Annotated in this window: 12 protein-coding genes; 5 read left to right on the top strand and 7 right to left on the bottom strand. The window is 49.6% G+C overall.

Annotation, left to right across the window (positions count from 1 at the left end):
- Nucleotides 1-94: 94 nt before the first annotated feature.
- Nucleotides 95-472: a globin domain-containing protein gene (locus JIN82_RS08165; protein WP_234041866.1), complete on the top strand. Its 378-nt coding sequence runs from the start codon at nucleotides 95-97 to the stop codon at nucleotides 470-472.
- A gap of 16 nt (nucleotides 473-488) precedes the next feature.
- On the opposite strand, the gene JIN82_RS08160 is transcribed toward JIN82_RS08165, so the two are convergent.
- The 6 genes from JIN82_RS08160 to dapB form a co-directional block, all read right to left on the bottom strand.
- Entirely contained in the window at nucleotides 489-851 is a 363-nt protein-coding gene (locus JIN82_RS08160; RefSeq protein WP_200311137.1) for a cupin domain-containing protein, read from the bottom strand.
- A gap of 16 nt (nucleotides 852-867) precedes the next feature.
- The gene (locus tag JIN82_RS08155) at nucleotides 868-1,260 is read right to left on the bottom strand and encodes a hypothetical protein (protein ID WP_200311136.1); all 393 of its coding nucleotides are present in this window, start codon (nucleotides 1,258-1,260) and stop codon (nucleotides 868-870) included.
- Nucleotides 1,261-1,308: 48 nt separating this feature from the next.
- Nucleotides 1,309-2,568 carry an Lcl C-terminal domain-containing protein gene (locus tag JIN82_RS08150; protein WP_200311135.1) on the bottom strand — a complete coding sequence of 420 codons (1,260 nt, stop codon included), beginning with the start codon at nucleotides 2,566-2,568 and terminating at the stop codon, nucleotides 1,309-1,311.
- 67 nt (nucleotides 2,569-2,635) lie between these two features.
- Entirely contained in the window at nucleotides 2,636-3,394 is a 759-nt protein-coding gene (panB, locus tag JIN82_RS08145; RefSeq protein ID WP_200311134.1) for a 3-methyl-2-oxobutanoate hydroxymethyltransferase, read from the bottom strand.
- Between the two features lie 28 nt (nucleotides 3,395-3,422).
- Entirely contained in the window at nucleotides 3,423-3,947 is a 525-nt protein-coding gene (folK, locus tag JIN82_RS08140) for a 2-amino-4-hydroxy-6-hydroxymethyldihydropteridine diphosphokinase (RefSeq protein ID WP_200311133.1), read from the bottom strand.
- Nucleotides 3,948-3,956: 9 nt separating this feature from the next.
- On the bottom strand, nucleotides 3,957-4,697 hold the full coding sequence (gene dapB / locus JIN82_RS08135; protein WP_200311132.1) for a 4-hydroxy-tetrahydrodipicolinate reductase: 741 nt from the start codon (nucleotides 4,695-4,697) through the stop codon (nucleotides 3,957-3,959).
- Between the two features lie 199 nt (nucleotides 4,698-4,896).
- Between dapB and JIN82_RS08130 the strand changes: the two genes are divergently transcribed.
- Genes JIN82_RS08130 through JIN82_RS08115 form a run of 4 tightly spaced genes read left to right on the top strand, consistent with a single transcriptional unit; the run spans nucleotide 4,897 to nucleotide 11,401 of the window.
- Nucleotides 4,897-6,615 carry a DUF1553 domain-containing protein gene (locus tag JIN82_RS08130; protein WP_200311131.1) on the top strand — a complete coding sequence of 573 codons (1,719 nt, stop codon included), beginning with the start codon at nucleotides 4,897-4,899 and terminating at the stop codon, nucleotides 6,613-6,615.
- 12 nt (nucleotides 6,616-6,627) lie between these two features.
- Nucleotides 6,628-7,944 (top strand): DUF1501 domain-containing protein, encoded by a 1,317-nt coding sequence (locus tag JIN82_RS08125; RefSeq protein ID WP_200311130.1) that lies wholly within the window; start codon nucleotides 6,628-6,630, stop codon nucleotides 7,942-7,944.
- Nucleotides 7,945-7,956: 12 nt separating this feature from the next.
- The gene (locus tag JIN82_RS08120; RefSeq protein WP_200311129.1) at nucleotides 7,957-10,173 is read left to right on the top strand and encodes a PPC domain-containing protein; all 2,217 of its coding nucleotides are present in this window, start codon (nucleotides 7,957-7,959) and stop codon (nucleotides 10,171-10,173) included.
- Nucleotides 10,174-10,189: 16 nt separating this feature from the next.
- Complete coding sequence (locus JIN82_RS08115; protein ID WP_200311128.1) at nucleotides 10,190-11,401, top strand: Rid family hydrolase; 1,212 nt, start codon at nucleotides 10,190-10,192, stop codon at nucleotides 11,399-11,401.
- Between the two features lie 153 nt (nucleotides 11,402-11,554).
- Here JIN82_RS08115 and JIN82_RS08110 read toward each other — a convergent pair whose 3' ends face one another.
- On the bottom strand, nucleotides 11,555-12,541 hold the full coding sequence (locus JIN82_RS08110; RefSeq protein ID WP_200311127.1) for a COX15/CtaA family protein: 987 nt from the start codon (nucleotides 12,539-12,541) through the stop codon (nucleotides 11,555-11,557).
- Nucleotides 12,542-12,547 lie beyond the last annotated feature (6 nt).

Raw genomic sequence — 12,547 nt, 5'->3', positions numbered from 1 at the left:
TTCATCCCTGTGTTTGTGATACCATCTCGCCAGCTGGCGGGGTGGTATTTTTCTGCATTGAGATCTCCAGCTGAGTCGGTATATACACCTTTGTATGGACGTAGACAATATGTATGAAGACCTCGGTGAGGAGAAATTGCGTGAGCTTGTTAGCGCATTTTATAGCCGCATCAAAACAGACCAAATCATTGGTAAAATGTACCCAGATGATGACTGGGAAGGATCTGAAGAGCGTCTGCTAGGATTTCTAATCATGCGCTTTGGGGGCCCTAAAGATTACCTTGAGCAACGTGGCGCTCCACGTCTACGCATGCGTCATGCTCCATTCAAGATTGGCCAGCTAGAAGCTAACCATTGGGTAAAGATAATGGACGAAGCCATGGAAGAAGTCGAACTACGCGAGTTCCACAAGCTCGCGCTGAGAGAGTTTTTCACCCAGGTGGCCAACTTCATGAAAAACTGCCCGATGTAATTCCAGCCAGCTGGAATCAATAAAACACAGCCAACCAGACGGTTGGCTGTTTTGCGTCAGTCCAGCTCACTTTGTGTTTTTGGTGAGCTGGGATATGTAGAAATTCGCCAGCTGCTAGGTAGAATTCTTCACCGTTGTCGTATTCAACCACCCCGGCGCCGCTCACTACCATCACCCATTCATTTTGTGATTGGTCGTACCATCCTTCAGCTGGCGAGCTATGCCCGCGCGAGACAATGCGCTCAATCTTCACCGCATCACTCTGCGCTAGAATCTCGAATACTTCCTCGCCCAGCTGACTAGGCAATGGATCTAGCAATGAGCCAGACGCGACCGGAATAAAATCATCAGCTGGTTTTGATGGCTGACTATCAGACATGACGGTAGTGGTAAAATTACTCGCCCATGCCCAGTGCCCAGCTCGGCTGGCCATCTTTCACGTCGTAGGCCATCACATTGCCGAGCTCGCGACCAGATTTAGTATCAAATAACTGAATGGCGGCTGGCCCGTGACTGCCACGCGACTTGACTACAATCTGCTTTTGACCTTGTTGGAATTTTGTTTGTTCCACGTTAGGCTTAGAGGTTTTCAATATCGACACCACCTTGATGCCATCCATCACCGTGACATCACCCGCGCCTAATACCACGTTAAGTGGATCATTAGACAGCTGAACATTTGCAGCTGGCGTTGTGGCTAACTCAGCTGCAGATGTCGTTGTGTCGGCACATTGGCTGAGCGTCAAAGCCATCGCAGATGGGAGAATGAGAGACCAATTGAGTTTCATAAGTATCCATCTCTATCACCCTAACCACCTGACAGCAAGCTATTGTTACTATTCCACATCGCGCACACAGCGCACGTAGTTGAAGACCGCGCGCAGATCTCCCTGCGGGCCGTGGAATTTAGGATAATCAGATTCGTCACCAGACTTTGGATCACTGCGCTGAGCACCAGCGCCATGAACGTCCATTACACGATCGTGCATTTTCCCCAGCGCATCACCAAAGGCAAAGTACACTGCTGAGTCGTACGGGTTGCGACCATCTTGATGAGTTGTGCTAGACCAGAAATATGGGAAATTTTTGCGTCTATCTGGGCCTTTGATTTCACTAACAAAGAAGAGCGGATCAATCGCAGCTGATCTTGTCGTTTGCGGAGAACGGTTATAGTCGACGATACTCTGCAGCTCTTTGGCGTTAGGAAGTCTCCAGTCGCTGTGGCCAGCCAGCTCGAGATTGTTAGCGTAATCTAATGCCATCTGCCAATCCATGCCTTCTCCACTGTCCTCAATCTGCCACATCAAGCCAGTCGCTTCATCGGTGACGGTGCCATCTTCGTTATCAACAAACTTGTTTACCCCGTAGTCTTCATTTCCCCTAACTAAGCGGAAGTACATTTTATTTTCATCGTGGCTACGCGGCTTTTTCAGCGGATAGGCTTTGATGCGCCCATCAATAAAATTGACGCCAAATATAGATCGGCTAGCACGCATCGTTTTGCCTACATAGAATGTAGACGACCATGTTTGAGCATCGATTGGTCGCTCGCCAGCATCTTCATCACCTAGCTGTTGGTCAAAAAATCCAGTATCAATAAATAACTCGCCATCACCTTCACGGCGCATTTCACCGCGAAAATCTATCAATGAATAGAGCTCTTTGATAGACGGAATACGCCAGTCGTCGTAGCCGCCGAGCTGACATTCCTCAGCAGCCTCAAGAGCTTCTTTATAGGTCATTTTCTCACCCATATTTTTTTGCCAAATCAGCCCCGTGACGAGGTCTTCGACGGTGCCGTCTTCGTTATCTTCGTAGCTTGGATAGAACGAGGCAAAATGGGCATCTTGACCATAAAATGCCTGACCTTCTGTAGGCTCATCAATGACCTCTTTGTCATTAGTGAAAATCTCAACACCAGTATCGACGATCGGGTAGCTGAGCTCATCAGCTGACAGCTCATTTGGGCAAGCCAGCTGGCTCAGACCACAAACGACAAGAGAGGTGGAAAAGTAGCGTAGCGGACGTTTTTGGCTCGGCCAGCTAGAAAATTTGCGAATGGATTTTTCGGCAAAACTCAAGGGTGAAGTAAACATAACAAATATGTAACCACCCCAAATTAAATAGGTTGCGAAATAAGTTCGCAACCACTAGCTGACGACCCTAGATCGCGTTGATATATTCTTTGGCGACACGTTTCATCTCGCCAGCAAAATCAGCGCGCACGTAGGCAAATGGCGGAACAAACCACGGATAGGCGCCTGTGATATCAGTGATCACAGCCACTTCGCCATCACAGTTTCCTTTGCCACATCCAATGCCAATAGTGGGAATTTCCAGCTCCTCGGAGATGCGTTTGGCCAATGCTGGTACCACACTTTCCAAAACCACCGCAGAACAGCCGGCTGCTTGCAGAGCCGTCACGCCTTCGGTGATGGCTTTGGCCTCTTCGATACTTTTGCCTTTTTTGTGGTATCCCCCCTCTTCGAGGACACGCTGCGGCAACATGCCGTGGTGACCGATTACAGGAATGCCAGCGGAAACGATGGCTCGAACTTTATCCACCTGGCGCACGCCACCTTCCAGCTTCACGCAATCAGCGCCAGCTTCTACCAGGCGACGGGCATTTTCCAATGCCTGCTCAGGGGTATTGTAGCTGTTAATTGGCAAATCACCAATGACCAGAGCATTTTTACTACCACGAGCAACGGCAGCGACATGATGCACCATGTGATCCATCGTCACGTGCGTGGTATCTGGATAGCCGAGCACGACCATGCCTAAAGAATCGCCAACTAATAATACATCGACACCAACTTCATCTAGCAGGCGAGCGGTAGGATAATCATAGGCGGTAAGAGCTGATATGTCGCGCTCGCCTTTCAACTGGCGAATCGCCTCGGCTTTTTCTTGTCCTGTCATTTTCTATGGATGGAATTTGGGGGCTTGTTTACCAATTCGTCTGCACCAGCCCGAGTGGCTCTTCGCCGCTATCGAGGTGTTCTAGGTGCTCGAGAATGGTCACTTGATCTCTAGGTAATATCAGCTGGGGGCAAATTTCCGCAAGTGGCTGCAGCACAAACAAGCGGTCCGTCATCCGTGGATGCGGCAGCTCAAGCTCGTCGGAACGCACAATCTCATCGCCAAAATACAAAATGTCGACGTCGATCACACGCGGTGCATTGCGCACTTCACTTTGCTGCCTGCCTAGCTGGAACTCGATAGCCTGAGTCAACCGAAGCAGCTCCTCTGGACTGCCAGCAAAGCTGATTTCCACCACCGTATTAAAAAAATCTGGCGAGTCATCAGGGCAGCCAACCGGCGCTGATTGGTACACCGGCGCCTGCAGGCAGCTAGCAGCATTGTCAGACAAGGCCCAAAGCCGTTTGCGGGCCTCACGCAGGTTTCCAATGCGCGAGCCCAAATTCGACCCCAATGCGATGCCTACACGATGGCTCTCAGCTGACCGTTTCATCAGGAAAATTTAGCCTTTGAGGCCAAGTACGTCTTGCATGTCGTAGAGACCAGCTGGCTGGTCTTGCAACCACACAGCCGCGCGCACTGCGCCAGAGGCAAATGTCATGCGGCTAGACGCCTTATGGGTGAGCTCCACGCGCTCGCCGTCAGCGGCAAACATCACGGTATGATCACCAACCACATCGCCACCGCGTAGAGTGTGCATGCCGATTTCACGCTTAGGGCGTGCACCGATATTACCCACACGACCGTGAGCCACGTCATCTTCGTAGCTAGTACCAGTTTCTTCGTTGAGAATTTCTAGCAAACGACGAGCGGTGCCAGATGGCGCATCAATCTTGTGACGGTGGTGCATTTCTGTCACCTCGATGTCAAATCGATCATTGCCAAGAATCTGTGCCGCTTTGCTAGTCAGCCAGAAAAGTGTATTTACACCGATAGAGTAGTTAGCTGCAAATACGATTGGCAGTGTTTTAGAAGCTTCTACAATCGCCGCTTTTTCTTCGTCACTGTGGCCAGTGGTTCCAATCACCAGTGGCGTATTGGTCGCCAGCGCCTGCTCAAGCACCTGCTTGGTGAAACTGTGCATGGTGAAATCAATCGCCGCATTCACATCAGAAAAGGCAGCTGCTAGATCTTCACCTTTATCGTGAGTCGCTGTAACCTCAGTCTCTGCGTCCAAATTGCCCGCCTCGATCAATGCCTGGCCCATGCGACCACCGCTTCCAGTTATGAGAAGTTTTGTCATGCCGTGGTTTAATCACAGCTAGCATGGATATGCGAGTGCAGATTATAAAAATACACCCCATCAGCTGTGGTCATTTACCAACTGAAATTCAAACTAATCTAGAGAAAATTGCGGAAATAAAGTTAATTAAATCGAATTTATGTAATTTTCCATCACACTCATAGGTATTACTAATTCAGCAATCACCCATTGATGTCCTATGAAAGCAGGTACACAAAAAGTGGCCACTTTGGCCCTAACTCTAATGGTATCTCTTGGCCAATTGTTGGCGGAGGAACAAATATCCAGCAACGCGCCAGCCCCATCACCCGCGCCGAGCGTTGACCAAATCTACCATGATAGTGAGTGGAAAACACCTCCTAGTCAAATTGATCAACTCGTCTTCGCTGAACTCAACAAACACAACATCGTCAGCGCCCAACCGTGCAACGATGCCGTATTTATCCGCCGCATCTACATCGACATCACGGGAACAATGCCCAGCGGCCAGCAGGTCAAAGCATTCCTCCAAGATCCAGCTAGCGATAAACGCGCTAGATTGATAGACGAGCTGCTAGACAGCGAAAACTTCACCGACTACTGGACGCTCAAATGGTGCGACGTGCTGCGGGTAAAATCAGAATTTCCTATCAACCTATGGCCCAAAGGAGTGCAAAGCTATCAAAGGTGGATTCGCCAACAAATCCAAAACAACCTGCGCTATGACGAATTTGCCCGTGCTTTGTTACTAGCTAACGGCAGCAATTTTCGCCAAGCAGAAGTGAACTTTTACCGCTCTGGCCAGGGCCACTCACCCGCCGACATTGCCGAGATCGTAGCGCTCACATTTATGGGGTCGCGCACCGACCGCTGGAGTGAGGAAAATGTGAACCAACTAGCTAGCTTTTTCAGCCAGCTGAAGTTCAAGCAAACTCAGGAATGGAAAGAAGAGATTGTATTTCACCAACCAGCACCAACACCCCAACAAGATTACATTTTCCCCGACGGCAGCAAAATCAGCCTAGCCGCGGGTGAAGACCCACGCATCGCCTTTACTAACTGGCTAGTTAACAGTGACAACCAATGGTTCACACAGAGTATCTGCAACCGCATTTGGTACTGGCTCATGGGCCAGGGCATCATTCATCCAGCTGACGACATCCATCCAAGCAATCCAGCATCTAACCCAGCTTTGCTAGAATACCTGCAAAACCAGCTGGTAAATGCCGACTACGATCTCAAAGCACTCTACCGAGAAATTCTAAATTCTAGAACCTATCAGCAATCTAGCATTGCTCGCACTGACGATGCCAAATCTACCGCGCTGTTTGCCCATTATGCGCTACGCAGATTAGATGCCGAAGTACTCATTGATGCGCTCAACGAATTTGGCAATACCGTAGAGAACTACTGGAGCCCCATCCCCGAACCATTTACCTTTATCCCCAAAGACAACCGCACCATCACGCTAGCTGACGGTAGTATTACCAGCCAGTTTCTTGATATGTTTGGCCGTCCATCTCGCGATACTGGCTATCTATCTGAGCGTGAACATACACCTAACGAATTCCAGCGACTCTACCTGCTGAACTCACAACAAATGCATGTCAGGGTGCGTACCAGTCCATTGATTAGAAAACTATCTCAACGCGCAACCGCCAAGCCAGAACAGGCCATTTCCGAACTCTATCTAAACCTGCTAGCGCGTTACCCGAGTGAGGATGAAATGCAAATTGCCATGGCCTACCGCGCCAAACATCTACCTGCAAAAACCAATAATCAGCAGCGCGCTAACAAAAATAAAAACCAAGCAGCGGCAGCTGAAAAAAAACGCCAAAACAATAGAAGGACCGCACCTCCTGCAAATGCTAACGCCATCGCCATTCAAGACATCGCGTGGGCACTCATCAACAGTAAGGAGTTTCTCTACAACCACTAACAAATTGCACCTATGAGAAGTACGAACACCCCATTTACTAGACGACAGTTTATCAAAACGACCGCTGCCACGGCAATGGGACTCCCCTTTGCACAATCCGTCCTCGGTGCCAACCAGACGACACACCCAACAGCAAAAGCAAAGGCTGTGATAGAAATCTGGATGTGGGGCGGCCCGTCGCATCTAGACACCTTCGACCCTAAACCACAGGCTGGTGCCGATTATACAGGTCCATTTAATGAAGTGATCAATACCGTAGCGGACGGCATGCAGTTGAACTCAAAACTGCCATTGATGGCCAAACAGGCGGACAAGTTTTCTATCATCCGCAGCATGACTCATGGCATCAACGGCCACGAAACCGCATCTTATCTGATGCAAACGGGCCGCAAACCCGGCGATGGCCAAGTCTATCCGTGTATTGGTTCTGTGGTATCAAAATTCAAAGGATACGACGCCGGCTACAAAGGACTGCTGCCTCCATACATCGTGCTCACCCAGCCACACGGTCGCTTCTCGGAGGAAGGATTTCTTGGTCCTCGCTACAAACCATTTTCTACTGGTGGCGACCCTAGCAAAGATCCATTTGCCGTCCAAGGTATCATCGCCCAAGGCATCACTGATGCCAGACAGCAGAGCCGCCGCGACCTGCTTCATTCATTAGACACGTTGGCTAATGCCCACCCCAACAGCCAAGCATTTAAAAAATTAGATGAGGCAGAAGAAGATGCTTATTCAATGATCTTGGGTGATGCCCGCGAAGTATTTAATCTAGCTGACGAACCAGATGCTATGCGCGATGCGTACGGCCGCAATACCTTTGGCCAAAGCTGCCTGATGGCACGCCGATTGGTAGAAAATGGCGTGCGCTACGTGTCTATCAACGCCAGAGGATGGGATACCCACAAGATGCACTTCAACTCGATGAACCAAAAAATGCCGCAGATGGACCAAGGCCTAGCAATGCTATTTGAAGATCTCGCCCAGCGCGGATTGCTAGACTCAACCATCGTTTGGTGTTCAGGGGAATTTGGTCGCACGCCAAAAGTAAAATGGGAAGAACCATGGAATGGCGGACGTGGCCACCATGGAGCGGTCTTCTCATCCATGATTGGCGGCGGTGGATTTACCGGTGGCCATGTCGTTGGTGCCTCTAACGCCACCGGCATGGAAGTCGCCGAGCGCCCAGTGTATCCGGAAGATTTTATCGGCAGCATCTATCACAACTTAGGCATCAACCCACACAGCCACCTCGATAATGGTCGCGGTGAAAAAGTCCAGCTGACCATTGATTCCCAAGGAGAAGGATTACTTAAAGAACTCATGTGACACCTAGCAGCCATGAAACTCAACTATAACTCTATCATCATCAGCTGGATTTTTTCACTCAGCTGCATTCATCAAGCGTGGGCTCAAGGAGATCCTAACATCGCTTACGCTTATCCAGCTGGCGCGGCGGTAAATAGCGAGACTGAAATCAGTCTGGGTGGCCGACTGCTGCGCGGCGCAAAAGAAGTCTATGTCACGGGCGATGGAGTTGAAGCCGAATTGAGCAGCACGTTTTCTAACTACTCTAGAACCTATGCCGACTACCTGAAACATTTCACTCGCATTGCTAACGCGAAAGAACAAGGAAAGCCCATTCCTGAGGCCAAATCTGACTTACCCAAATTGCCAGATCACCCAGCCTTCCGCGAGCTCGCTGAGATGTCGCTAGCCCACTTGCAGCAGCGAAATACTGACCTAAAACGCGAGTCCATGCAGAAAAGCCGCGAGATGGAAGAGATCGCGCTGGTGAAGTTACGTATAGCAGCAGACGCCAAACCTGGCCGGCGCGAGATACGTGTTAGTACACCTTTTGGTCTATCCGAACCCTTCCCTATCTACATTGGCAGCTATGCTGAAATTCTAGAAAAGGAACCAAATAACAATTCACCGCAAATCATCAATGAGCCAGTGCCATTCACCATCAACGGCCAAATCAAAGCTGGTGATAGAGACCAATTTCAATTTTCCGCCACAGCTGGCCAGCAGCTCACTATCAGAGTTGACGCGCAAGTCATCAAACCATTCATCGCCGATGCCGTTCCCGGCTGGTTTCAGGCAACTATCCGCATGCTAGATGAAAATGGCAGCGAGCTTGCCTTTGCTGATCGTTTCGAACAATTCCCCGACCCGGTGATGTTTTTCACTGTGCCCGCCGACGGCAACTATACCATCCAGCTGCAGGATGCCATCTTCCGCGGACGCGATGATTTTGTCTATCGCCTGACGGTGAGCGATTCCCCATTCATCACTAATCAATTTCCGCTAGGCGGCAAAGTTGGAGAATCCACTCCAGTAAAACTAGCTGGCCTCAACCTAGCTGAAACACAATCATTGATAGATGGTAACGGCGCTATCAATACTCCGATTAGCTTGGGTAAGAACCACCCAGCTGGGCATTTTTACATGCTCAACGAGCTCGATGAGATTTTCAAAACAGCGGCGGCTGACGAAGCAGCTGGTCAGCCCGTGAACTTGCCAGTTATCATCAATGGAAAAATTGATCAAAATCAGCAGACCAGCAGTTTTCAATTTCGCGGTAAAGCGGGCCAATCAATCGTCGCCGAAGTAGTCGCCCGCAAACTTGGCTCACCACTCGATTCATTTATCACCCTGACTGATGAAAATGGTCAGTTAATCGCCGCAAACGACGATATGGACCGGCTGAATATTGGCCTGCAGACCCACCATGCCGATTCGTATTTATGCGCCGAGCTGCCAGCTGACGGCAGCTACAAAATCACCATCAAAGATACCCAAAACCGCTACGGAGATGCTTTTGCTTACCGACTTCGCATCAGCGAACCAATGGCCGATTTTGAACTCTACACTACAAAGGCGAGCGTGAGCATGCGCAGTAATGGGTCTGCCGCGATCACCGTAAAAGCAATCCGCAAAGACGGCTTTGAGGGACCAATCGACATCGTGCTGCCAGCTGATGAAGACACATTCCAATTATCAGGTGCCCAGATTCCAGCTGGAGCTGATGAAGTAACTTTCACCATCAGCGATACCAAATTTCTCAAAAACCGCATCGCCGCCATCAATCTCACCGGCAAAGCGATCGTCGACGGCAAACAAATCAGGCGCCCGTGCCAGCCAACTCGAGCGATGGAGCAGGCATTCATTCGCCACCATTTATTACCTAGCGATCAACTGATTGCCTATATCAGCAACTGGGGAGTTAATCGAAAAACGGGACTCAAGCCCGGCGAAATCGTCCAGATTCCTATAAACAGTTATAAAACGATCGTGCTAGAACCAACGAAAAAAGCCCAGTCGGTGGCACTTACATTGCACAAAGCACCTGATGGCATTACCTTTGATACTAAGGAACTTAAAGACAAATCAATCGAACTGACCATAAGCGCAAAGGATCCCGCGACCGTGGGAACAAAGAACAACCTGATCATTGAAATTTTTCATGCTCAGAAACGTAAAGATAATAAGCAAAAATTGGTTTCCCATGGAATGCTGCCAAGCATCCCCATTGAGGTGACCGAAAACCGATAAGCTTCACACTGCAAATATGACTACCGTTATCCAACAAATTGACAAACTCGATTTACCCTCAGATGAAAATAATGAGCTGCCTGTGGATGTGCGCATCTCGAGATTCTGCGGCGCTAGCGGTGTCGAAGAATTTCAAATCATCATCCACCCTAATGAATATGCTGATTTTTCTACTCAGCTGTCATGGATTGAAGAAGCCTATGCCAAAGCGGTGAAATCCATCGGCTTGGACATGGATACCGCCATTTGGCGTCGATTCATGTGCAGCGACCTGATCAACCAATCAGATCTCCTGCGCCTGCGCCCATTTTCCAATCCAGACGATTCAGACGAACCCTGTGCCATCTCATGGGTTGGCCAGGATCCAGCTACACCAGCTAAAGTAGGCATGTGGGCCCATCATATTTTCGATCCGAGCGCACCGCTGAAAAAATCAAAATCTGGCCGCACGCTGACCCTCGACCGCGGTGAACTCAAACACCTCTGGTCCATCGGACTTACAGATGATTCCGTCGAGAGCTCATACGACCAGACTCACGGCATTTTCAACCGCTACCAGAAAATTCTCGATCGCAACGAGATCACACTTTTTGACAACGTCATCCGCACATGGTTTTTTGTGCAAAATGTCGACAGCAACTATGCAGGACTCGTCACGGCGCGCAACGAGGTATTTGACAAACAAAACCTCACCGCTGATACCCACTACATCGCCAGCACCGGCATCGAAGGGAACTACGATAATGCAGCTACCAAGGCGACTCTAGACTCATACGCCATCGGCGGTGTGAAAGCTGAACAAATCCAGCAGCTCTATGCGCTCGACTACCTCAGCCCAACACACATCTACGGTGTAGCCTTTGAGCGCGCCACTGCTGTTCACTATCAGGATCGTTCACAAATCTTCCTATCAGGTACTGCTAGTATCGATGATGAAGGTGAAGTGGTTCACCCTGGCAACGTGCTCAAGCAGCTAGACCGTACCATCATCAACATCGAAGCGCTGCTAGCTGAATCTAACGCGACGATCAACGACATGCAGGTATTCATCGTCTATCTTCGTGATGCTAACGACTCAGGCGTGATCAGCGAAGCCATCAGCCGTCGATTCCCAAAAATTCCATTCGAGATCGTCACCGCTCCAGTATGCAGACCGGGCTGGCTGATCGAAATTGAAGGCCTCGCCATTGCACACCGCAAGTTCGACGCGTCACTGCCAGCATACTAAGGCTAGCTTTTCCTATACAATAAAAGGCCACCCAACTGAATTCCATGACAGTTGGGTGGTTTTTTGTGCCCGCGCAGCAGCAGCTAAATCACTACCGCCAGCTAGCGAATACCATTCTCACAGCTGACTAGCCGGAATGGTATGTATGGGACATCATTTCTCCGCGCGGCCAATTAATAACCAGCCAAATAATACTGCGACGAGAATCGACGATAAACCGATGTGCAGGACCTGAACGACTGGCAAAATGCCCACCTGTGATAAAACCAAGCCAAGAAACATCTGCGCCAACACAATTGCCAATACGGAAAATTCCATCCAACGCAAACCAGATTTCAAGCGGCCAGTCGTGTAAAAATACACCCAAGCTAAAATCAAAATCAGCCACGAGAAACTACGGTGGAACAAATAAACCAAGGAGTCTTCCAGCTGGTTCACCCATTCAGATCGCGCGGCTTCTGCATGTGATTTCTTTAGCTCGTCGGTGAGTTCACGTACTTGCGAGCCCATGATCCCTTCGATCAAAATCAATACAAAAAGAGCGACCGCTGTCCAATATACCCCCTTGTTAGCTGACGACTTTACCCCCAATGCGCGCGGCTGGTCGGCTGATTTCCAAACTACATAAACAAGGCTGCAAACCATCATGATCGCGAGCGCCATGTGCAGAGTGATCACACCTGGCTGCAGGCCAGTATAGACAATGCGCGCCCCCATCCAGGCATTTACCAATAACAAAATCAAAGATAACAAAGCAGCTAGAAATACCGATGGTTTAGATCGCCTATAGGCAAATGAGCCGATAAAGGTCGCCAAAGTTAGAATCCCCAAGGGCAAAGATGTTAGCCGGTTGATGTACTCGGTCCATGTATGTACCGGATTGAATTCCGCACGCAATGTTTCCACCGTGATCTCAGCTGGATCACGACCATGGCGCTCTGCCTTCTTCTGGAACTTTTCAATATCTAGCTGGTCGAAATCAACATCCTTAACATCAGTTGGAGGAATGAGACATCCCCAACAGGTCGGCCAGTCAGGACACCCCATGCCAGCACCCGAAGCTCGCACTACAGCTCCAACAAATATCAATACAATAAGCGAAACTAAGGCGCCAATCGCAATCTTCTGATAGATTTTCATCTTATG

Source organism: Persicirhabdus sediminis, from assembly GCF_016595495.1.
GTDB classification, from domain to species: domain Bacteria; phylum Verrucomicrobiota; class Verrucomicrobiia; order Verrucomicrobiales; family Akkermansiaceae; genus Persicirhabdus; species Persicirhabdus sediminis.
Note: the sequence above shows the minus strand (reverse complement) of the source record. Positions and strands in the feature narration are given on the sequence as shown.